A 23106-nucleotide genomic window follows, 5' to 3' on the forward strand; every position below is an offset into this window, starting at 1 on the left:
ATTAGTAACGCTCCAATTGTGCATTATAGTTATCCAGATTGGCTCTGATCTCCTCAATGGAATCTCCGCCGAATTTCTCCAGAAACGCCTTGGCAATCTCCCAGGCAACCACATGCTCCATGACTACACTCGCAGCAGGAACTGCGCAAGCATCCGAACGTTCCACTTGAGCCGTGAATGGCTCTTTCGTATCAATATCGACACTTTGCAGTGGCTTGTATAACGTAGGAATCGGCTTCATTACACCGCGTACTACGACAGGCATGCCGTTCGTCACACCGCCCTCAAACCCTCCCAGGCGATTGGATGCACGATGGTATCCCTTATCCTCAATGTACAGGATTTCATCATGGACCTGTGAACCCGGAATCGTACCCGCTTCAAATCCAATACCGATCTCGACACCCTTGAAGGCATTAATTGACATGACGGCCTGTGCAATACGTCCATCAAGCTTACGATCATACTGTACATAGCTTCCAAGCCCGACAGGAACACCTTCCACGATACATTCTACAATGCCGCCAATGGAGTCCCCATCTTTCTTGATCTGATCAATGTAAGCTTCCATCTTCTTCTCTGTTTCAGGATCGGTTACACGAACTGAGGAAGCTTCTGTACGGCTGCGCAGCTCTTCGATCGGGAGTTCCTCATACGGAGCTTCGATCTCACCGATTCGCAGCACGCGGCCGGCAATTTGTATCCCGAACTCAGCCAGAAGCTGACGTGCAATGGCTCCCACCGCCACTCGTACCGTCGTTTCCCGAGCACTGGAGCGCTCAAGCACATTTCTGAGATCCTTCAGATTGTATTTAAGTCCACCATTCAGATCTGCATGTCCTGGCCTTGGACGATGGATTCTACGCTTCTCTTCATCAGTGCCTTCAATCGGCTCAATGTTCATAATATTACGCCAGTGCGTCCAGTCCTTATTCTCAACGACCAGTGCTACCGGCGCTCCTGTTGTATATCCATGGCGTATACCGCCAACAAATTCAGCTGTGTCCTTCTCTATTTGCATCCGACGCCCGCGTCCGTACCCCTTCTGGCGGCGATGCAGCTGAAAATTCAGCTCCTCAAAATCTACTTTCATATTACTTGGAAGTCCCTCTACGATTGCTGTCAATTGGGGTCCGTGCGTTTCCCCTGCGGTTAAATAACGAAGACTCATAATACGTTCCCCCTTTATACTGTTAAGCTTTAAACTGCTAAAATGTTTAATCTTTGATCATTATAGTATAGCATGTTATGTTTGACAAGAATGGATCTGTTTTCGCCCCATTCCAGTTATGCGAATGGGGATATATGAAGAAACGCCTATCCTCATAACGGGACAGGCGTTTCTTTATATGCTCCATTACTTGCCAGTCGTTAGTCCAGCCCGCCATGACAGCTCATGACGATCAGCATCAGACTGAGACTTGATCTCACCAAGCATCCGCTCCATTTGAGTCGTGTCCAGCCCGATGATCTGGGCACACTCCCGGATATTGATTAGCCCTTGTCTATATGCAGTGATTACCGTTCTTTTGTCCATTCTTTTACCCCCAAAAAGTCTTTACGCAGATAGTTCCAGTATTGGGCAATTCATACTAGAACTATACTTAAATAGACTTTTGGTAAAAAAAGGTGTCTGCCGAAACCAAGTTATATTGAGCGGGAGAAAAGATCTGCTCTGTGCTTCCCACGAACAATACCCCGCCCGGTCTAAGCGCCTTGGCGAACTTTTGATACAGTAAATGCTTCGCCTCTTCCGTAAAATAAATCATGACATTTCGGCAAACGATGAGATCAAAACCTTCCTCAAATGTATCAGACAGCAAGTTCTGCTTGCTAAAGCGCACCGCCTGTTTCAGCCTGCGATCAATATGAAACTGAAGCCCATCCTCTGTAAAGTAACGTCTGCACACGGACTCAGGCACTTCTCTCAGTGAACGCTCCAGATATGTACCCTTGCTGGCTCTGGCCAGAGCCCCTTCATCAATATCAGTTGCGAGCAATTCCGTCTGACTTAACAAGCCCAACATATCAACAATCATAGCCAATGTATACGGCTCTTCGCCTGTAGAACAAGCGGCACTCCAGATCTTGAGCTTCTGTTGATCCCGGGTCAGGCTGGGCAGAATGCGATCCTTAAGTACTTCCCATCTGTTCCGGTTCCGCCAAAATTCAGAGACATTGATGGTCATTCGATCCAGAAATTCAAGAAATAAAGCTTTGTTGCGGGTCATTTCCTCAAAAAAGGATGCAAAGCTCTCATGCCCGTGCTTGTTACGAAGCGTCGTAAGTCTTCGTTTCATTTGGGCTTCTTTGTATTGCGAAAGATCAATACCCGTGGCCTGTTTTACATTACGAACAAATAGCAAGTAATCGGATTGCGTAGTTTCCATCTCTAGATTGGACACATGAAACCTTCTTTCTTAGGAAAAGAACCGCACATTTTATGTCCAGACAGCAATCGTTTTATCATAAGCAACCAGTTCTTCTTCTGCAAAGAAATTACGGAGCTCTCTGGCCGCACTCTCTGGGGAATCAGAGCCATGAATCAAATTATGTGGAGTGATCGCCGCAAAGTCTCCCCGAATCGTGCCAGGAAGCGCTTCTTTCACATTTGTCTTGCCGATGAGCATCCGTGATAGAGTGATGATGTCTTCACCTTCCCATACCATCGCAAATACAGGTCCGGAAGTAATGAAGGACACCAAGTCATCAAAGAAAGGCTTGCCATCATGCTCAGCGTAGTGACGTTTAGCTTGTTCATCTGTGACCTGTACAAATTTCCCTGCCACCAGCTTAAACCCCTTGTCCTCAAACCGGCTAATAATACGTCCAATCAATCCACGCTGAACCCCATCTGGTTTCACCATTAAAAAAGTACGCTCCATCGTCTATTCCCTCCAGGCTTTGTTTAAGAATCAGGGCGTATCTTAAACTCAAAAAACAAATTTCACTCCAGTGAGTTATAAGACACGCCCCAGCTAGCTGCATAATGACTTTCGACTTGCTTTCTTGATGTTCCTGCCAGGTTAATATGAACGTTTTACAACAAAATGAGCGATATCCCGTAGATTTTTCTTCGTCTTAATGTCAGGAAGTCCTTCCAGTGCATCAAGAGCTTTATTCATATATCGGTCAGCGAGCGCCTCAGCTTTAGCCATTCCACCGCTTTCACGAATCATGCCTACTGCAGCTTGCACGGACCCCTTGTCTCCATCTTCATGAATCCGATGAATAAGCTGGAGCAGGTCCTCCCGAATACGCTCTTCCTGCAACGCGAAAATAACAGGTATCGTAATATTGCCCTGAAGCATGTCACTTCCGGGCGGTTTGCCGAGCTGCTTCTCTGTGCCTCTCAGATCAAGCAGATCATCCTGAATCTGAAAGGCCATGCCTACATTGTAGCCATAGCTGTAGAGTCTTCTGCACACCTCTTTATCGGCACCGGCTGCCACAGCCCCAAGCTGACAGCTGATCGCGATAAGGAGTGCTGTTTTGCGCCGTATCCGCAGCAAATAGTTACGTACACTTTGATCGGTGTTAAAGAAGTCCCTGATCTGTTCCATTTCGCCAATCGTCATTTGCACCATAGCCTTCGCCATCGTCTGATGGATCAGCGGATTAGGCAGCTCCGCTATAATCGACATGGCACGTGCATAGATATAGTCACCCGTATACATCGCGATCCGGTTGTCCCATTTCGATTTGACGGTAAGCTGTCCTCGTCTTGTTTCCGCATTGTCAATTACATCATCATGAACAAGCGACGAGGAATGGATCAGCTCAAGCGGAACTGCCACGTGCTTCAATACCTCGATGTCATAGTTCCCAAACTTCCCCCCAAGCAGGACAAAGACCGGTCTAAGCCGTTTGCCGCCTGCTTTAAGCAAGTGCAGTGACGTTTCGGCAAGCAGAGGCTCACTCGTTTCTACACCGCGGTATAACTCTTTCTCTATATAACTTATATCCTTTTTTAGTGCTGTCAAAATATCAAGTAGTTTCATTCCGTCACCCGTATCAGCTTATTCTCATTCCAGAGATCCACCTGGACCTCATGCTCCATGAGACCAAGCTCATGTGCATAACGGAAATACAGTTGCAGCCCTTGCAACTCATTTTCGCCAAAATCATAAACCAAATTTCTAAAATACGCATACCAATATGCCTCAGAACCGCCAATGTGCTGTACTGCATGCTTAACAACGGGTGCAAGATCACGCAGGCTTGCAGTCTTGCTGCTATAAAACGCATCAGCAATCTCTTTGACAGCATCTCCATTGTTGTCCGCGTAACTTCGATTTACTGCCCACACGGCATAAGTCATCTGGTGCCCAGTATACCGATACCATAACTCACCCAGATCGTAAACATAATAATCATGGTCTGCCCAGGAAGCTTTGATGGCATGGTCTCCAATAAGCAGAGCAGCATCTGCATTCTCCATCATACTCTCAAGTTCAGGCTCCATCGTAATATAATCAGGATTACCCTCATAGAACTTCGTCATAATCACTTTGAGCAAATTTACTGAGGTTGCTGAAGTATTGGTCAGTGCAATCGTACGGTTTACGATAGATTCAATGGGTTCCTTGCTGAATAGCAGAATGGATTTCACTTCTCCCCGGCTGCTGACTGAAATATCCGGTAACAGGAGTAATCGATCCGATGCCATGCCGTATGCAAAGGAAGACATCGCACTTAAATCCAGTGATCCTTCATGTATTCGTTCATTCAATCTGGCAGGCACCTCAGTGACCAGCTCTGCCGGATTCGTAAGCGCAGCCGGCTCGAAGTAGTGATACATAGGCCATGCATTGGTGTAGCTTATTTTTCCGATGGTGGTTACTTGATGTAATTCCTTCAATTCTCCTCCCCCCATCTCTTAAATAAGTTATGCTCGATGTGAAGAACATCCAGTACTTTACCCACCAAGAAATGGATAAGGTCATCCATCGTTTTAGGATGATAATAGAATGCCGGCATCGCTGGAATCATTTTCACACCAAGCCGGCTCAGCTTCAGCATATTTTCCAGGTGAATCGCATGAAGCGGAGTTTCCCGGGGCACCAGTACGAGTGGACGTCCTTCTTTCATCATGACATCAGCCGCCCTGGCCATCAAGTTGTCCGAGGCTCCATGCGCTATCGCTGATAACGTCCCCATTGAGCACGGCATAATAATCATGCCATCCATTAAGAAGGATCCGCTTGCAATAGAAGCCCCTATATCGCTAACAGGATGATATATAAGAGAACCGGGTCGGTTCCCGAACTTCTCGTTCAAAATCCCTTCCCGGTCCGAAACATTCCAGCCTAGTTCTTCTTTTAACACACGCCAGCCTGCATTCGAAACGACAAGATGTATCTCGTAATCCTGATCAAGCAATGTCTCGATCAGCCTGACTCCGTAAATACTGCCACTCGCGCCCGTTATGCCGACAGCGAGTCTTTTTAATCTATTCATAGGTCAGATCACCACCGCGTCGATAAGAGTAAACAATAGAATGACCATGCTGACCCAGCTGTTCAGCGTAAAGAATGCGGTCTGTACCCGGCTCATATCGTTTGGTGACACAATCATATGCTCGTATATTAGAAGTCCGCATGATATTAGTATACCTATTGCATATATCCAGCTCAAATCGGTCATGAAAAATAAGGAAATAAATCCGATTGCCGTTATGATATGAAAATATTTTGCGATATTCAATGCACCTTGGGTTCCAAATCGGGAAGGGATGGAATACACGCCTTCCTTCTGGTCAAAATCAATATCCTGACAAGCATATATTATATCAAAGCCAGCCGTCCAAAAGGCGGCAGAGAGATATAGCACAATTGCAGCAAGATTTATTTCCCCCGTCACAGCAACCCACCCGCCGAGCGGGGCTAGTCCAATCGTCAATCCAAGCACAACATGGCACAGCCATGTAAACCGTTTAGTATACGAGTATATTACGAGCATAAACACCGCAATAGGCAGCAGCTTCATCGATAAGGGATTAAGCTGTGATGCGGCCCAGAATAACAGAATAAACGATATGATTACAAAAATAACAACTTCACTTATCTTGAGCAGTCCTGCAGGTATGGCTCTTCCGGCTGTGCGCGGATTTTTACCATCGATCACCCGGTCTATCATTCGGTTTAAGCCGAAGGCTGCACTCCGAGCTCCCACCATGGCGAGCAGAATCCATCCAATCTCAGCCCAGAATGGCAGCCTTTCATTTATTTCTGTAGAACCAAGGATGGCTCCCATAAAAGCAAATGGCAGAGCAAATAAGGTATGCTCTATTTTAATCATTTCCAGAAAAACACCGATCTTTTTAAACATGCTGACTCTCCTTGCTCCCAATATGTAATGCTGCGATTCCGCCTGTCAGCGGATAGGACCTCACATCCTTGAGTCCCGTTTCCCTGAAGATGTGTTCAAGCTCTTCTCTTCCAGGAAACATCGCTAGAGAGTCAGGCAGCCATTTGTACTGTTCGTAGCGTTTAGCAAGAAGCTTACCCATAAAAGGCAAAATACGTCTAAAATAAAAATAATAAATCCCCTTAAAAGGCTGCCACGTCGGCTTTGACAGCTCCAAACATACGACCATTCCACCCGGCTTGACGACCCGCTGCATCTCTGACAGCACTTGTCTTAGGTCCGGGACATTGCGAAGACCAAAGCCAATGGTTACATAATCAAACGAATGATCTTCATAAGGAAGCTGCATGGCATTTCCTTGAACAAGCGTAATTTGCTGATCTCGACCCTGCTGTGCCACCTTCTCCCGTCCGACTGCAAGCATATTGCTGCTGAAATCCAGTCCATTGATGTGACCTGTTTCACTTGCTTCTGCAAGGCTGATCGTCCAGTCGCAGGTCCCGCAGCATACATCCAGCGCCGTTTGCCCACGCTGCACATTCATCTTCTTCATGGTGAACTTTCGCCAAGCCTTGTGACGCCTGAAGCTGAGCGTGTCGTTCATAAAATCGTATTTAGTAGCAATGCTTTGAAACACCGAATGAACGTGCTGCTCCTTCGGATTCTCCCCTTCATGCTGCATGTTCGAACCACCTTTTATTCACTTATCAAACAACTTTGCCAGGTGCTCTGTATGTACGGTACGATTCCATCATCTTCAAGATTTCCTGTACAACCACCTGATCGCTTATTTCATTCTCAATAAATCGTTCAGTATCATTCACCGAATGACGAAGCTTGTCCGTTAAAAATTCCTGTGTTCTGTGCTTAAGCGTGAGCTGAATCCATTCATTAGGCTCAAGCTCATTCCTGTTAAGGGCTCCCTTAACATTGGAATCCGTATGGCCTAGAATCTGATAATAAGCAAGACGATAACGAGAGCGTTCCATATCTCTCACATGTTCAATCTCCTCAATGAGCATATCGAACAAACTAAATGCGCTGAGGACTCGATCGAACAACGAGACTTCTTCAGCTGAGATCATGCTCTGAAAAGAAAGAAACAGCTGCTTCTTCAGCTGCACGGATTCGTTAACGTATTCCTCTGCTGTAACCAGCTGTCGTCTCATTCGATTGTACAGATTCATTTTCCGCTCGTTCACGATGCAGATTCCTTCACTGAGGGATGCTACAACGGAGATTTGACCTGCTGCAGCCAGAAGTTGATAGAACCTCGCGCTGAAATAATCGCCACCAAGTACTTTTAGCTGACGAGATCGCATCTCCTGTTCCTTCAGATCTTCCTCATGAACATCGATCATCTCATGTGTATCAAGACCCATTTGTACAAGTGCAGTAACGAGGGAATATAACTCACTATGCTCCGCTGATCGAACCGGTCCACGATTCAAAAAAAACGCAAGCAGCCGTACACGGCCATCAGGAAAATTCGGAATTTCCGTATGCCGCTGAATCATATCATAGTTTGTATATTTTTTTGCAAGATTAGGTACGCGGTATGTAGTCATCCTGATCCTCCGAGCCATTAAATAAGTAACGTATCAATTGCATAAATAAGAAATTAATTCAAATAGCATATATTCACAATCTTATCTATTATAGCATACGATCGAAATGATCGCACAAGCATCATTAACCCTTTTCAACGTAAAATGAACTGTCTGCGCCATAAATTCGTCTCCGACATATGAAACCATATTTTAAGCTCCTCAGGGAGCTCAGCGCTCTTCCAGGTTTCAAGCAATTGCAGTGCTTCAAGACTCCACTCGCTCCGCCTGATATCTGCCGATAACAGCAGATGACGGCTTCCCGTCCAATCATCCTCAGCCAGAACCCGCAGCATCAGCTGCTGCACATTAGCGGTCTCCTCAAAAGAAAAGGATGCGACAGTCGCTATATCTTCGTAAATATCAGATGGATCACTTGATTCATCTGCTGCTCTCAAATCAATAGTGAGAACATTGCTGTTCCAATTCACTTTGCTGATCTGTGCCTCAAGCTTCAATTCATGCAAGTAATCGACCAGATTGTGGTCCTCCAGTCTAATCGGATCCCTGCTCTGCAGAACCTCGCGGGCATCCTGAAGAAAGGAGTCTTTTTGAATGGAAACAAATGTAGCTAGCAGCATGAGTGTACTTAATGAGATGGAAAGGACTATGAGAATGACTTTTTTCTTCTTCAAAAAGATTCGCCTCCCATTTCCTATTGTGAGCTCGTAAGACAAGGCCCATACCTCATTGTACAAAGAAAAAAAGCAGGCTATGCCTGCAATTTGAAGTCGCGTAAAAATAAGCGGTTATTGATCTGTTTCGATCTTCCCATGCTTGGTCATCACTTCTGCTTTGCCCCGCACTTTGATTGCTGAAGTATGATCTGTGAATTGGGCGATCATGACTTCACCTTTATCGAGCTTCTCCGTGTGATGAAATCTTGTATCATGTCCTCGGGTCAGTCCAATGACGTGCACACCGTTCTCTTTTGCCTTAATCACGATATAATCGCCGCCTAATGGAATTTCCATGCCCACTGCCCCTTTTCAATTAAATGAAAAAAGCCGTGAACGTATTCACGGTCTTTTTGGTTACCTGGTCGTATGTAGAAATCTTATTTGATTCCATCTTTGAGCGCTTTGCCTGGTTTGAAAGCAGGAATTTTGCTCGCAGGAATTTCGATTTCTTCACCTGTCTGCGGATTACGTCCTTTACGTGCAGAACGCTCGCGTACTTCAAAGTTACCGAAACCAACGAGTTGTACTTTATCTCCATTTTGCAGAGCTTCGGAAATGGCTTCGAATACAGCATCCACTGCTTTCGTAACATCCTTCTTCGACAATTCAGTTGCCTCTGTAACTTGTGCAATCAGATCAGATTTATTCAAGTGTATTCACCTCCTGAAATATCTTAAGTGTTATACTGTGTTTCCGTTTTACCGCAAAATATACGTGGCTAGGCTATTTTTATACTAATAGGTTCATATGCCCGGCTCATTACATCCGCGCCAAGAAGGGGAAATATCTAGTCACAGGACTATATTTCTCTTGAACGGACAAACTTTATAGTAATACAGTCAGAATACAATTTCAAGTGAATTCAGCGCTATATATAGTTAAAATTGATAGATTCTTCGTCGTTTTATGAGCTAATGGTCCATTACACCGTTTATGGACAAGCAAAATAACCGAAAAGGATATATCCTTTCGGTTATTTTAGTGACTAGCCTGAAGTTACAGAATGATGGCGATCAGTCCGCCAGAGCCTTCATTAATAATGCGTCCGAGTGTTTCCTGCAGCTTGTATCTTGCATTATCCGGCATCATGGCAATCTTGCCTTGAATGCCCTCACGTACGATGGAATGAAGCGAACGGCCAAACATATCTGAATCCCATACCTTAATCGGATCATTCTCAAAGTCCTGCATGAGGTATCGTACAAGCTCCTCACTCTGCTTCTCTGTGCCTATAATCGGCGCGAACTCAGACTCGACATCCACCCGAATCATATGGATCGAAGGCGCAGTCGCTTTCAGTCTGACACCAAATCTGGTTCCTTGACGGATCAGCTCCGGCTCATCAAGCGCCATTTCAGCAAGCGAAGGTGCGGCGATGCCGTAGCCTGTCGTTTTTACCATCTCGAGCGCTTCGGCAAAGCGATCATATTCTTTTTTCGCATGAGCAAAGTCCTGCATGAGCTGTAACAGATGGTCTTTGCCCCGAATTTCAATACCCACCACTTCATACAGAATCTGATCATACAATTCATCGGGTGCGTAGAGATCAATCTCTGCAACGCCCTGCCCCATATTCATCCCGCTGAGTCCAGCGCGGTCAATGAATTCATATTCCATGAACTGAGACACCACACGATCGACATCTCTCAACCGGCGAATGTCTTTGACTGTATCGCGCACGGAATTTTCATAATTCGAACGCAGCCAGTGATTTTCATTCAACACCATGACCCAGCTCGGCAAGTTGACGTTCACTTCATGAACCGGGAACTCATAGAGTACTTCTCTCAGTACGCCGGTTACATCATCTTCTGTCATGGTCGCTGCGCTTACGGTCATTACTGGAATATCATATTTCTCTGCGAGCTCGGCACGAAGCTGCTGTGCTTCTTCACTTTTCGGCTTGATGGAGTTGATGATCAGAACAAATGGCTTGCCGACCTCTTTGAGCTCAGCGATGACTCGCTCCTCGGACTCCACATAGGACTCCCGCGGAATTTCGGCAATCGTTCCATCTGTCGTTACGACAACACCTAGCGTCGAATGCTCTTGAATTACCTTACGTGTTCCAATCTCAGCTGCTTCCTGAAAAGGAATTGGCTCCTCGAACCATGGCGTCGATATCATCCGTGGTCCATTCTCATCCTCGTAGCCTTTTGCTCCTTCTACCGCGTAGCCTACACAGTCTACCAGTCTCACATTGACATCAAGACCGTCGGCTACCTTGATCTGCACTGCCGTATTTGGCACAAATTTGGGCTCTGTGGTCATGATGGTTTTACCTGCAGCGCTCTGCGGCAATTCGTCTACTGCGCGGACACGATCGGAATCACTCGTAATGTTTGGCAATACGATCGTTTCCATGAAGCGTTTAATGAATGTGGATTTTCCTGTGCGAACTGCGCCGACAACACCGAGATAAATGTCCCCGCCAGTGCGTTCGGCAATGTCTTTGAAAATGTCTACTTTTTCCAAGTGAAATCCCCTCCTAAAAATACTCCGAAGGAAAAATGCTAAAGAGCATCCGCTTCGTTTTCAATCAGACGTTAAACCCTGTAAGCGGTAGAACAGCTTATAAAAATTGCCCGGAAGTCGTCCGCCGCCGACAATCACATTCTGATCAAAGAGAGAAGATGAGCGGCGTAACTCGTACATGCTTTTGGACTAGTATCATAGTATGTACATGACCACTGCGGTATGACGCCTTTTCTAAAATTTCTATCACCAGACCGGATTTTTCTGATGATAGACGTCACCCTCTGCAGTCCATCCACACTAAACATATGACTCTCAGGAGCTTTTTAGAACGTTCGGCTATTGGCGTTCCATTTTTAGTTCCCTCTCAGGCGTTCCATTTTTATCTCCTTCTCTCCGGTTGCTTCGCAAAAGTCGTTCAGGATCTAAAAATTCCACTCAAGTTTTTTTGTAGGTAGTTCGAGGTGGTCGTTCGCTTAAAGGACTAAACGCATTCCTTCTTTAGCTCCCTCTCAGGCGTTCCATTTTTAGTTCCTCTCAGGCGTTCCATTTTTACCTCCCTCTCTCCGGTTGCTTCGCAAAAGTCGTTCGGGATCTAAAAATTCCACTGAAGTTTTTTTCTAGGTAGCTCGAGGATGGTAGTTCGCTTAAAGGACTAAACGCATTCCTTCTTTAGCTCCTCGCGACGTTCCATTTTTAGTTCCTCTCAGGCGTTCCATTTTTACCTCCCTCTCTCCGGTTGCTTCGCAAAAGTCGTTCGGGATCTAAAAATTCCACTGAAGTTTTTTTCTAGGTAGCTCGAGGGGGGACTTCGCTTAAAGAGATACTTCGCTCAAGGGCACAAGGCGCTGCCATTTCTAGGCACAAAAAAACCGCCAATCTGGCGGCTTCGGATACATTTATTCTAGGACTGCAATGGGGGCAGAGCCATCCCAATGATACGGCAATGATTTTACTGGCACATGATGTGAACGCTCCGTTAGCAGTTCTCTAAGATCCTCAGTTTCGGAAGGGGCAAGCTGCTCCCGCTCAATCACCTGCATGATGTCCACAGCATAATCGGCATATACATTTCCGTGATCATCGAGCAGATAGGGAAGAACTTCTCCAGAGTATACACTCTTTAATTCCTGCAATTGATTGGCCCCGCTCTGCAGCTTGTCCAGATCCACCCGAAATATACCGGGTGATACCTCCTCTGAGACTGGCCATTCATCATGTGCAGATTTATATGTCTGAACAGAACGCTGAACATCGTTTACACGCTGAACCGTTGTAAGGTCCATCACCTTTACAACCGGGTCTGTTTCTTCGTTCTGAAGCAGATAATATACGCTGCCTCCTTTTTCGAATGCAGTATTCGGTATATCATCCAGGTATCCCTGCTGCTCCAGCTTGTTCAGGTCAATTCGAAACTTTTCGTATCTTGGAGTCTCGTTACCAGCCGTAATCATAGGCAAAATATGCTGGTCTGACTGGAAGGAATCAATCGCATTCTGAATTCTGTTAACACTGTCGTCATAGTTCACAATTACAGCCTCTGATTCACTGCTTGTCCCCGGATACATACAGCCCGTCAGCATGACCAGGGTCAGTAGAAGTACGCCGAGAACAACGACCCGAAGCCTCCCTTTAGCGAATCGTACTTGATTATGTGACATCGCAAAGTTCATCCTATTCTAAATCAATATGTGAATACGTTAAAAGAGCTTATCCAAATTACCACAATTCATCACGATCAGCCTGCTGTTTCTCGAGCTGCTTACGGATTGCGGCCTTTAATTTGTCCTCTGGAAGCTCTACGACGACTGAATCACGGATCACCGCCTGACAAGCAAGCCGGGTTCCTTCATTCAGCCAAATTCCGAGCTTGTTTATCTCAGCCGTACTTGGATCACTCAAGTTCTTGCGCTCCTGCTCTTGAACCTTCACCTTGCACATCAGGCAGCCCGCCTTCCCCCCGCAGCGGGTAGGAATATGGACTCCTGCTCTTCGCCCAGCTTGAAGCAACGTTGTGCCCTGCTTGACCGTAATTTCCTTGCGCATCGGCAAAAACGTTACCTTCACACTCATCATTAACTTCCTTCCTGCAAGCATTTTCACTGCTGAAGCTAGTGTTTAAATTCTAGTATTTAGCAGCCCCTCTATCCTTCTTAAATCTTGATCTGACCAAACATTCCTCGCAATGAGCTCTTGAATAAGGGGCAAATGCTGCTCCAAGCTCTCACTGATTTTTGTAGCGATGGGAATGTAACGATCCTCTCTTTGACGCAGTACATTGAATAGCAGCTCATGACTCAGTGGAGTTAACTTCACCATGCCTGCAGCTCCCCGTACGCTGTATGGTATTGCATATGAGCTTAATAGCTCGACTTCTGTGCGATAAAATGACCCCTCAGTACATATCTCAAACCCACCGGACAGCTCAACAGCGGAATCCTCAACTCGATAATGGCTTAACAGAGAAGTGTAGGTGCCGCTCCTGTCCAAGACCTGTTCGTCTATTTGCTTGTCTAGAGCGAGCCTATGCAGTAATTTGGCAACCCGAAGATCCGCATAGATATCAATATCATTCGGAGGCTTAGAGAGTCCAACACCTTGGAGCATTAAACTGCTGCTTCCTCCCAATAACCAGAGATAGTCATTTGTATTCCACATGTTGATTAATAATTTCAAAGATCGATCCAGCACCTCATCATGACTCCATTCATTTGGTGAAAATAGCCCTGCCAATCGGCTCACCTTCCCTTTTATCCTTTAAGTATATATCTTGATGCTTCAGTAAGCTCGCCGCATATATGTTATAGCAGGGATTCATCAATATCATTCATCGTTGCTACATGATTGACACTACGCCGCTGAAGAAACCAACTAACATGATAATAAAAGCAATGACGGATAAAATCCCTTTTATTATACCCTTAGTTTTGGCTCTGGCAAAAGTAATGAGAAAAACAGACACTCCCATAATCAAAATTGCGATAATGGAAAGCCACATTTTATCCATTGCACTCATGATTTGCTCCCTTTCGCTGCAACATTATTTTAGGTACGTTTGTCCATAAACATGACCTATTATATCATGAAAAACAGTACTGAACTTCCAAATAAAAGAAAAAAAGAACAAAGATCACAGGCTGCTGCCTCGCTCTTTGTTCTAGATCAGACCTTATTTCTTTTTCATCATCATTTTCATGATTGCTTCCATGTTGCTTGGATTCATACCGCTCTTTTTGACAGCATTTACGATTTCTTTAATCGTTTCTTCACTGACCGGTATATTGGCCATGGCAGAGACCTGCTTGATTAATGTCCGCAGCTGTGCTTCATTTTGCATTGTAGAAGGCTTAACCGTGTTGGCCAATTTTTTGACGGCCCCTTCGGATATTTTCTTACCGGTCTTCTTGTTAATCGCATCCAAAGCATCCTTAGAAAAATCTCCCATTTATTCCCCTCCTCAAGACAAAAACTCACAATATCATATGAGCTGTCTTAGGGAAAGGTGATGGACTCCACAATTCTAGGGCTCCAGCCTACGATGAGAACGAGCGAGCTTAAATTCTTTATTTATGCCATTGCTCCCAGGTCTCAAGCTTCATAACTTCCATCTCCGTCTTCGGATCTCGACCCATAAGTGCTTCTACTGCCGTACGACTGTCCTTGCCTGTGAACAGCACTTGATAGAGCTGATCGGCAATCGGCATCTGTACATTGAATTTGATCGATATGGCGTGAGCGGCCTCCGTAGTACGGATACCTTCCACCACCATCCCCATTGCTTCAAGCACTTCATTCAGCGGTTTGCCCTGACCGAGCGCATATCCAGCCCGCCAGTTCCGGCTATGTTTACTCGTCGCAGTTACGACAAGATCCCCAACACCCGCGAGTCCAGAGAAGGTGAGCGGATTCGCTCCCATTTGGACACCGACTCTCGAAATCTCGGCAAGCCCTCTCGTTATAATCGCTGCTTTAGCATTATCTCCAAAGCCAAGCCCATCCGACATTCCTGCACCGAGAGCAATGATGTTCTTAAGTGCTCCAGCCAGTTCAACACCCACTTGATCCCGGTTGGTATAGACCCTGAAGTTAACATTCATGAATAGATCTCTTGCATAGTTTGCCTTCTCATCGTTTAATGCCGCCACAACAATCGTTGTAGGATTCCGTTTCACCACTTCTTCGGCATGACTTGGCCCTGACAAGACAACAATATCGCCTTCGGCGGAATCCAATTCTTCCGCTATTACTGCGGACATCCTTTTTAAGCTGGGAAGCTCAAAACCCTTGGTTGCATGAATTATGAGCGTACCCTTAGTATAGTGCGGTTTCAATTGCTGAACCACAGTCCGCATCGCAGAAGAAGGAGCCACAATAATTATAGCGCTCGTGCCCTTTACGGCTTCTTCCATGTCACTGGAGGCTACAATACGATCTGACAGAGTGATGCCGGGCAGGTAACGGCTGTTTGTGTGCTGCAGATTAATTTCTGCCGCCTGCTGTTCACTTCTCGTCCACACAAATACATCATGTCCATTGTCAGCGAGCACGCTTGCAAGTGCAGTTCCCCAGCTTCCAGCTACCAAGAGCGTTACTTTTTTAGACAACCCGGTTTCCTCCCTTCGAAGAACTCGATCCTAACTTATTCTCCTTACCCTGAATCAACTTCGTAATATTTGTACGATGTCTCCAAAATGCAAAGATACAAATGATTAAGCTTGACCAAAAGAGAGGCCATGGATATAGAAGAATAAGCAAAAATAATGGCGTCAAAAAGACGAATATTAAAGAGCCGAGCGATACATATCTTGTGATGAAAATCGATAGAATCGCGATAATTCCTGCATACAAAGCAGGCAGAAAACAGAGGGTCGCTAATACACCAATAGCGGTCGCGATCCCCTTTCCACCACGAAATCGGAAGAATACGGGCCAGTTATGACCTATAATGGCACTGATACCGGAAAGTGCGGGAACCCAGGCCGAATCGCCTCCCAGCCATTTACCGATCCATACGGCTGCAATCCCCTTGGCAATATCGAGGGCCAGTACAAGTATGGCCGGCCCTTTGCCAAGCGTTCTCAGCGTATTCGTGGCACCTGCATTTCCACTTCCATGATCCCGAATATCAATACCCTTCATCAGCTTGCCAAATAAAAAGCTAAAGCTTACCGATCCCAGAAGATAGCTGACGATTACAGCTGTGATTGACCAAACCACATTGATTCTCTCCTAACTCTCATCAGACTTGCGCCGAGTAAATATTCTGATCGGTGTACCTTCAAAATTAAAGGCAGCACGAATTTTGTTCTCCAAGTAGCGCTCATATGAGAAATGCATTAATTCTGGATCATTCACGAATACAACGATTGTCGGAGGCTTGACGGCTACTTGTGTTACATAATTAATCCGCAGCCTTCTTCCTTTATCCGTTGGTGGCGGATTAATTGCAACTGCATCGGATACAACATCGTTAAGCAGATGTGTTTGTACACGCATAACATGCTGCTGAGATACATGCTGCACAACAGGAAGCAATTTTTGTAAACGCTGTTTCGTTTTTGCAGACAAAAATACGATAGGAGCATACGTCATGAATAGGAAATGATCACGGATCTTCTTCTCAAACTCATGCATTGTTTTGTCATCCTTGTCTACAACATCCCATTTATTCACAACAAACAAGGAGGCTTTACCCGCCTCATACGCATACCCTGCAATATGCTTGTCCTGCTCGATAATGCCTTCTTCACCATTAATCACGATGAGAACAACATCTGCTCGTTCAATCGCACGCATCGCACGCATTACGCTGTATTTCTCGGTCGTTTCATATACCTTACCGCGTTTACGCATACCCGCCGTATCAATTAATACATAACGTTGTCCATCTTTTTCAAACGGAGTATCGATGGCATCCCGGGTCGTACCCGCAATGTCACTGACAATCACTCGTTCCTCGCCCAAAATCGCATTAACCAATGAGGATTTTCCTACATTCGGACGTCCAATCAGAGCAACCCGAATAACATCCTCATCATACTGGTCCTCTTCAAGTTCAGGCAGATTGTTCGTAATGGCGTCCAGCAGGTCGCCAATCCCGGTACCATGACTTCCTGATACACCAATTGGATCCCCGAAACCTAAAGAGTAGAACTCATAAATCAGATCGCTTCGACCGATATTATCCACTTTGTTAACAGCTACAATTACCGGCTTGCCTGAGCGATACAGCATTTGAGCTACTTCTTCATCTGATTGCGTAACACCTGTCTTCGCGTCACACATAAATACAATAACATCCGCTTCTTCGATGGCGAGTTCAGCCTGCATACGGATGGATTTGATAATAACATCCTCACCGTCAATTTCAATACCTCCGGTATCGATGACGCTGAAAGGCTTGCCGTTCCATTCTGCAACACCATATAGCCGATCACGGGTGATGCCCGGCTTGTCTTCCACAATGGCCAGCCGGTCGCCGATGATACGGTTAAAGATTGTTGACTTCCCCACATTCGGTCGCCCAACTATAGCCACAACGGGTCTTGCCATAAATACACTCCTCCTGTCACATCTTACGCTCATATCATAGCAAAAAATAGTTCATTTATATACATAGAACTAAAGATTCAAGAACAAAACGTATATATTTTGTGACCTTGTTATCCTAAAAAACACGTTTCGAACGACAATCGGCGAACCCCGGAGGGTTCGCCAATTCCATTAGCCACTATACACTGCCAGATATAAATCTTATGTTAAAGTGATGATCATTTAAATTTGCTAAGCTTGTCGCCAAAACGCTCACCAAGTGTAATGCTAAGTCCTTGGTTGCTCAATGAAACGTTAGGGTTGTCGATTTCCTCACGAGGTGCATTTTTGGACTTCTCTGCCCGAGGAGCTGGAGCCGGAGCTTCTTCTGTCTCCTTGATGCTCAGGCTAGCACGCTGTTCAGCAGTGCTGAGTTCCAAAATTTTCACTTGCACTTCTTGACCTTCTTTTAGCACTTCATTCGGAGTCCCGATATGCTTATGAGAGATCTGGGAAATATGAACAAGACCCTCTACACCTGGAGCGATCTCTACAAACGCACCGAATTGCACGAGACGTTTAACAACACCAGACACGATGTCACCCGTGTTAAATTGCGTAGAAGCCGTTTCCCATGGACCCGGTTGAGCCGCCTTGATACTAAGGCTGATCTTGCCTTTCTCAGGATCCACTTTCAGAACCTTAACATTGACTTTATCGCCTTCGGAAAGGACATCAGCTGGTTTATCCACATGATTCCAAGCAATCTCGGAAACGTGAACCAGACCATCAACGCCGCCTACATCAACAAATGCGCCGAATTGAGTCAAACGCTGTACGGTTCCTTCGATTTCTTGGCCTTCTTTCAGCTCAGCGATAACTTTTTGTTTGTTCGCTTCGAACTCAGCTTCCAGTACATCTTTTTGAGAAAGAATGACTTTATTCGCTTCACGATCAAGCTCTTTAACTTTAACGCGAAGTGTACGTCCTTTGTAGTCGCTGAAATCTTCAACGAAATGGCGTTCTACCATAGAAGCAGGGATAAATCCGCGTACGCCTACGTCTGCTACCACGCCGCCTTTTACAACATCAGAAACGGTAACTTCAAATACTTCACCAGATTCGAAATGTTTCTCAAGCTGCTCCCAAGCATTTTCGCTGTCGATAGCGCGTTTGGAAAGAACCAGTCTTTCTTTTTCATCATCGATGCTTACTACCTTGCACTCTACCTCTTGGCCTACTTGTACAGCATCGCCAATGTTGTCCACTTGCAGGGAAGAAAGCTCGCGAACTGGAATCACACCGTCATATTTATATCCAATGCTTACATAAGCCTGGTTATCCTCCAATTTGACAATGGTTCCTTTAACAGTATCCCCTTTTTTCAAAGATACGAATGAATCCAGCTCATCTTGGGTTGCTGCTTCTGTTACTTCTTGATTTTTAATCTCTTCCGACATATCAATACCCTCCTCAATTCAAAAACCCCATTTATTTAAACCTGCCAAGGCAGAGTTCAAAACATTACTGCATAAACCTGTTAATCGTAGCTTTCCATAAAATATAATGAATCATGCATCTGCGTTTATTATGGCTGAGAAGGTACTCCCGTCTTGGTCATCTCGTCAATCTTGGACATAATCTTCTCTGTAGCCCTTTCAAGCGCATCACCTGAAGGATCATCTTTAAACTCATCAAGATTTACAGGCTTGCCATAGACAATTTTCATCTTGCGGAACAGCTTATATTCACCGATTATTGCCGCCGGCACCACTGCTGAGCCGCTGCGCAAAGCGAAGCTCGCTGCCCCCTTCTTGCCAATTCCTCCATCGTTGTTGCGGCTGCCTTGTGGAAAAATACCGAGCACTTGTCCGTCTCGCAGTATGTTAAGGGCCGTCTTGATCGATTCCTTGCTGACGCCTCCCCGCTTTACAGGAAAAGCACCAACAGCCTTCAGGACAGGGCCAAGGACCGGAATATCAAAAAGCTCGCTCTTCGCCATAAACCTTACCTTGCGTTCAATCTTAATCCCAAGTGTAGGCGGATCGTAATTACTGATGTGATTACAGCATAACACCACTCCACCGTCACGGGGAATATTTTCTCTTCCTACAGCTTCTAAACGGAATAATACTGTATAAATGAATCTCAGCAAACCCCGACCGATTGAATAAATCATAAATCGACCTCTCTCCCGACTTCGTAACAGCGTGACACAATATGCTCAACAACTTCATCAATACTCATCGAAGTCGTATCTAGTACGATGGCATCATCTGCTTGACGGAGTGGAGAAATCTCCCGTTCCTGGTCAAGCTTGTCCCGAGCAGCAATATCTGATTCAAGCTGTTCCAATGTCAGGTCATCGGTCTTCTCCAATTCATTGAACCTCCGAAGTGCACGTTCCTTAACGCTGGCAGTCATAAAAATCTTCACTTCTGCATCTGGCAACACGGTAGTACCAATATCTCTGCCATCCATAACCACTCCTTTACGGAGCGCCATAACTCTCTGCAGTTCAACAAGATGTGCTCTCAAATCTTCAATCTGAGAATATAGAGACACAATCCCGGTTACTTCTCTTGATCGTATAGGTCCCGACACATCTTCACCGTTAAGGAGTACTTTCTGCCCATTCGCATCCGGGACAAGCTCTATGCTGAGCTCCCGTAAGTGCTTAAGAACTGAATCTACATCTTCCGGTTCAATTTCATGGCGAAGCATATAGTAGGTAACCGCTCGATACATGGCTCCGGTATCTACGTATATGTATGAGAGTTCACTCGCCACACGTCTGGCCACTGTGCTCTTTCCCGCACCTGCCGGACCGTCAATAGCCACATTCAACTTCCCGTTCTCTGCTGCTTTCTGGCTTGTCAACGGGCCATTCCTCCTCAAACTTAAGCCTCAAGAAAAAAGCAGGCATTGCCTGCGACGTGAAAATTATACCACACAACCTACGCTGATGCAAAAGCGTTCACTCTTCATTACCCCTAATTTCAGATCGTAAAGCGGGCTGAAGAGGAATTCCTTCCATGTTGAATACAGGGGATAATAAAGGGGCAAGCCCGGGTATATGGAGCAGTACTTGAATAATAACCAGCAGGGTTATTAGGCCGATTATGATCCGCTTGATAATATGCTCTATTTTGTTGCTGAATTGAGCGAACAACTTCTCATATTCCTGACTTGCTTCCTGATCGCGGCTCATCTGCAGTCCCTCCGACTTAGAGTTTGGTAAATTATGCCCTGGGAGAGACTAGCTTATTCTGTTCTGTGGCTTCTTTTATCTTCCGCGAAAATCCAACTGACGCTCAAAACAGTATTTAATTACTTTTTGGCGCTCCATATCTGTGATACGTATAAACTCTAACATGACTAAGCGTCTTCCGCTTTCCAGCTCTTGAATTCTTACGACAGAAGCTTCAAAGGGGACATGCTCAATCTCACCATTTTTGTAGGGAAGCAATAACCAGCACGACAGGCTCTGTCCTTGTTCCAAACTGTAACTGTTGTGTTCAAAGAATGAAAGTCCTCCCCCGCTTACATCATCTGTATAGGCTAAGAATCTTGTGAAGTCATGCTTGAATTTGACAGCGAGCTCCAGCTTCGCCTGAACGCGTAAATAATTGCGGCGCTGAACTTGAGATATTTCATCTTTAGAAGGTCTGCGTATCTTGATGAGTCGAATAACATCCTCTTTAAATCCTGTGACATATGTATTAAAAAAATGCTTAACTCCGCCTTCCGACACAAAACTAGCCGCCAGTTCATCTCCTAGTCTCAATCGGTGCAAATACTTACCCTCAAGCATGGGCACTTCTATACTAATCGAATCTTCTTCAACCTCGGCTACTCTTGACTTGTATTCCAGCTTCTTCTCTTTGTCCTCTGTTGAAGGAATTTGAACATATAAAACTTCATTTACTTTCGGATTCAATGCCAATCTCCACCTTAGAGCTTATTCATAACACTAAGGGATATTATACCATGTGATGAAGATCATACGTATATGCAAATAAGCTCCTCTCTTATCAAGAGAGAAGCTTACCTTAGTAACACTATAAACGGTTGGTTTGTCCTGGCACAACCTCTACCGCTTCTTCTATACCTGTATCGCTGTTCAGATAGATCCGATACTGCGAACCATTAATTTTGCCTACAAACTGATAGCACATCACTTCATCGCTGAACTCATTTTTAATGAGCGCCTTACGAACCATGCTGACTTTGAAGTCAGGATTCAGCTTCGCTTTGGCATCCTTCATTTTCATTTTCGGTGCGTCAAATTTCCGATCTTCTTGGTGTTCATTCAGAAACTCTGTCGCCTGTAGGCCGATGACCTCACCATTATCAAGAGCTACACGCACCGTAATTTTTTCGGGATACACAAGTACATCCTCATGCTGACGAACATAGGTGAAATTCCCGAGATTATCGTATTCATTGTAAGCAACCGCCTCCATCTCGCGATAGCCCTTCTTCACCAGAAATTGATCTGCCTTATTCATTGCCGTTTCTCGGTCGACTTTCTTCGGACCCACTTCTCTCTCATCATTGTAAGAAATAAGCAAACCACCGTCAGCAGTAAAATCCATACTTACTTTATGTCCGTTCGGATGAACGGCCGAAGCGGTATAAGATCTGTGATCTGTTCCCTTTCCGTTCTCCGTCACTTGAATCTCTTCTTGATTCAGGTCAGCGAATTTTTGTGCTTTGCGTTTAACATCGGCAGTGGTAACTGGTACACCGTTCAATTTGCGAACCTGGCGCTGTTCATACAAGCTCGATACCGAAGGCCCCCATTCAAGCGGCGGATATTCCCCGACTTTTTTATTGACGGAGCGGAAGCCATCCACAATTCCATTTTTCACTTCTTTATCACTCGTCATCGCCATTTCAGCATCCGACCACTTCAGATGATCATTGAGTACGCTCATTTGTACATTATCCAGATCTTTGTTAATCTCTTCCGTATTTTTGTACAAGGTTTGCAAGTTCTTTTTCTCTTCATCCGTCAACGGATTTTTCGTTAAATCACGAATCGATGCTTGGTAAGCAAACTTGGAAATGCGAGATAGCAGCTCCTCTGTTTCCGTAAATGGAAGTGTTCTGATTGGAAGCTGCGCGATCTCGTTCTGCGCCTCACTGCTCAGCCTCCAAACATTCATAAGTCCCTTACGGTGCATCCCTTCAGATGCAGAGCTGACCGCAAGTGTATTCCCCAGCTCGGAGTGAATCCGGTCCATATTATAGGATAAGTCGTGAAACGCTCTTTGATAATGATTCTCGGATTGAACCATGACGCTGTTCTTTTGCTGGTTTAGCTGATATCCCCAGATGATAGCACCTATGAGCAGCACTGTCACAATAGGAAACAGAACCGAGCTTATTCGTCTGTACATCTTAATCGTTACTCCTTCCTTCAGGTAAGATGACCTTAT

General features: G+C 45.4%; 28 protein-coding genes. All 28 read right to left on the bottom strand.

The features are described 5' to 3' along the window. Position 1: 1 nt before the first annotated feature. The 28 genes from aroC to ypeB all read right to left on the bottom strand — a co-directional run bounded on the left by aroC (position 2) and on the right by ypeB (position 23067). Positions 2–1171, bottom strand: coding sequence for a chorismate synthase (gene aroC, locus BK126_RS11995; RefSeq protein ID WP_076312889.1), 1170 nt, complete (start codon positions 1169–1171; stop codon positions 2–4). 186 nt (positions 1172–1357) lie between these two features. Continuing rightward, positions 1358–1537: a hypothetical protein gene (locus BK126_RS12000; RefSeq protein ID WP_076312890.1), complete on the bottom strand. Its 180-nt coding sequence runs from the start codon at positions 1535–1537 to the stop codon at positions 1358–1360. A 67-nt stretch (positions 1538–1604) separates the two neighbouring features. After that, positions 1605–2405 (bottom strand): CheR family methyltransferase, encoded by an 801-nt coding sequence (locus BK126_RS12005; protein WP_076312891.1) that lies wholly within the window; start codon positions 2403–2405, stop codon positions 1605–1607. A gap of 36 nt (positions 2406–2441) precedes the next feature. Then, positions 2442–2885, bottom strand: coding sequence for a nucleoside-diphosphate kinase (gene ndk / locus BK126_RS12010; protein ID WP_047911134.1), 444 nt, complete (start codon positions 2883–2885; stop codon positions 2442–2444). A gap of 141 nt (positions 2886–3026) precedes the next feature. Beyond that, positions 3027–4001, bottom strand: coding sequence for a polyprenyl synthetase family protein (locus BK126_RS12015; protein WP_076312892.1), 975 nt, complete (start codon positions 3999–4001; stop codon positions 3027–3029). Then, entirely contained in the window at positions 3998–4801 is an 804-nt protein-coding gene (locus tag BK126_RS12020) for a menaquinone biosynthetic enzyme MqnA/MqnD family protein (RefSeq protein WP_256702870.1), read from the bottom strand. Before BK126_RS12020 ends, BK126_RS12015 begins: the two co-directional genes overlap by 4 nt. A 56-nt stretch (positions 4802–4857) precedes the next feature. Further along, positions 4858–5460, bottom strand: coding sequence for a UbiX family flavin prenyltransferase (locus BK126_RS12025; RefSeq protein WP_076312894.1), 603 nt, complete (start codon positions 5458–5460; stop codon positions 4858–4860). 3 nt (positions 5461–5463) lie between these two features. After that, positions 5464–6330, bottom strand: a complete 867-nt coding sequence (locus tag BK126_RS12030; RefSeq protein ID WP_076312895.1) for a UbiA-like polyprenyltransferase — start codon at positions 6328–6330, stop codon at positions 5464–5466. Continuing rightward, the gene (locus tag BK126_RS12035; RefSeq protein WP_076312896.1) at positions 6323–7051 is read right to left on the bottom strand and encodes a demethylmenaquinone methyltransferase; all 729 of its coding nucleotides are present in this window, start codon (positions 7049–7051) and stop codon (positions 6323–6325) included. Before BK126_RS12035 ends, BK126_RS12030 begins: the two co-directional genes overlap by 8 nt. 25 nt (positions 7052–7076) lie before the next feature. Beyond that, a complete protein-coding gene (locus BK126_RS12040) occupies positions 7077–7937 on the bottom strand; it encodes a heptaprenyl diphosphate synthase component 1 (protein WP_076312897.1) in 861 nt (286 codons plus the stop codon). 134 nt (positions 7938–8071) lie between these two features. After that, positions 8072–8611 (bottom strand): hypothetical protein, encoded by a 540-nt coding sequence (locus BK126_RS12045; protein WP_076312898.1) that lies wholly within the window; start codon positions 8609–8611, stop codon positions 8072–8074. Between the two features lie 114 nt (positions 8612–8725). Next, positions 8726–8950 (bottom strand): trp RNA-binding attenuation protein MtrB, encoded by a 225-nt coding sequence (gene mtrB, locus BK126_RS12050; RefSeq protein ID WP_047911127.1) that lies wholly within the window; start codon positions 8948–8950, stop codon positions 8726–8728. 83 nt (positions 8951–9033) lie between these two features. Next, positions 9034–9306, bottom strand: coding sequence for an HU family DNA-binding protein (locus tag BK126_RS12055; RefSeq protein ID WP_047911126.1), 273 nt, complete (start codon positions 9304–9306; stop codon positions 9034–9036). Between the two features lie 346 nt (positions 9307–9652). Further along, positions 9653–11131, bottom strand: a complete 1479-nt coding sequence (gene spoIVA, locus BK126_RS12060; RefSeq protein WP_047911125.1) for a stage IV sporulation protein A — start codon at positions 11129–11131, stop codon at positions 9653–9655. 899 nt (positions 11132–12030) lie between these two features. Continuing rightward, complete coding sequence (locus BK126_RS12065) at positions 12031–12792, bottom strand: hypothetical protein (protein WP_076312899.1); 762 nt, start codon at positions 12790–12792, stop codon at positions 12031–12033. 58 nt (positions 12793–12850) lie between these two features. Then, positions 12851–13204, bottom strand: coding sequence for a 2Fe-2S iron-sulfur cluster-binding protein (locus BK126_RS12070; protein ID WP_076313518.1), 354 nt, complete (start codon positions 13202–13204; stop codon positions 12851–12853). 45 nt (positions 13205–13249) lie between these two features. Continuing rightward, positions 13250–13864, bottom strand: coding sequence for a hypothetical protein (locus BK126_RS12075; RefSeq protein WP_076312900.1), 615 nt, complete (start codon positions 13862–13864; stop codon positions 13250–13252). Positions 13865–13967: 103 nt separating this feature from the next. Beyond that, positions 13968–14147 (bottom strand): DUF2768 family protein, encoded by a 180-nt coding sequence (locus tag BK126_RS12080; RefSeq protein WP_047911124.1) that lies wholly within the window; start codon positions 14145–14147, stop codon positions 13968–13970. A gap of 153 nt (positions 14148–14300) precedes the next feature. After that, positions 14301–14576 (bottom strand): stage VI sporulation protein F, encoded by a 276-nt coding sequence (locus BK126_RS12085; RefSeq protein WP_047911123.1) that lies wholly within the window; start codon positions 14574–14576, stop codon positions 14301–14303. Positions 14577–14694: 118 nt separating this feature from the next. After that, positions 14695–15735, bottom strand: coding sequence for an NAD(P)H-dependent glycerol-3-phosphate dehydrogenase (locus tag BK126_RS12090; RefSeq protein ID WP_076312901.1), 1041 nt, complete (start codon positions 15733–15735; stop codon positions 14695–14697). Next, positions 15728–16348, bottom strand: a complete 621-nt coding sequence (gene plsY / locus BK126_RS12095) for a glycerol-3-phosphate 1-O-acyltransferase PlsY (protein WP_076312902.1) — start codon at positions 16346–16348, stop codon at positions 15728–15730. Before plsY ends, BK126_RS12090 begins: the two co-directional genes overlap by 8 nt. A 12-nt stretch (positions 16349–16360) precedes the next feature. Then, the gene (der, locus tag BK126_RS12100; protein WP_076312903.1) at positions 16361–17683 is read right to left on the bottom strand and encodes a ribosome biogenesis GTPase Der; all 1323 of its coding nucleotides are present in this window, start codon (positions 17681–17683) and stop codon (positions 16361–16363) included. A 218-nt stretch (positions 17684–17901) separates the two neighbouring features. Beyond that, on the bottom strand, positions 17902–19122 hold the full coding sequence (gene rpsA / locus BK126_RS12105) for a 30S ribosomal protein S1 (RefSeq protein WP_076312904.1): 1221 nt from the start codon (positions 19120–19122) through the stop codon (positions 17902–17904). A gap of 128 nt (positions 19123–19250) precedes the next feature. Beyond that, positions 19251–19841, bottom strand: coding sequence for a lysophospholipid acyltransferase family protein (locus BK126_RS12110; protein ID WP_076312905.1), 591 nt, complete (start codon positions 19839–19841; stop codon positions 19251–19253). Next, positions 19838–20542: a (d)CMP kinase gene (gene cmk, locus BK126_RS12115; protein WP_076312906.1), complete on the bottom strand. Its 705-nt coding sequence runs from the start codon at positions 20540–20542 to the stop codon at positions 19838–19840. Before cmk ends, BK126_RS12110 begins: the two co-directional genes overlap by 4 nt. 97 nt (positions 20543–20639) lie before the next feature. Continuing rightward, the gene (locus tag BK126_RS12120; RefSeq protein WP_076312907.1) at positions 20640–20873 is read right to left on the bottom strand and encodes a hypothetical protein; all 234 of its coding nucleotides are present in this window, start codon (positions 20871–20873) and stop codon (positions 20640–20642) included. A 75-nt stretch (positions 20874–20948) separates the two neighbouring features. Continuing rightward, complete coding sequence (locus tag BK126_RS12125) at positions 20949–21602, bottom strand: flagellar brake protein (protein WP_076312908.1); 654 nt, start codon at positions 21600–21602, stop codon at positions 20949–20951. 121 nt (positions 21603–21723) lie between these two features. After that, positions 21724–23067, bottom strand: coding sequence for a germination protein YpeB (gene ypeB / locus BK126_RS12130; protein WP_076312909.1), 1344 nt, complete (start codon positions 23065–23067; stop codon positions 21724–21726). Positions 23068–23106 lie beyond the last annotated feature (39 nt).

Origin of the sequence: Paenibacillus sp. FSL H7-0326, from assembly GCF_001955535.1 — a bacterium.
GTDB lineage: Bacteria > Bacillota > Bacilli > Paenibacillales > Paenibacillaceae > Paenibacillus > Paenibacillus shunpengii.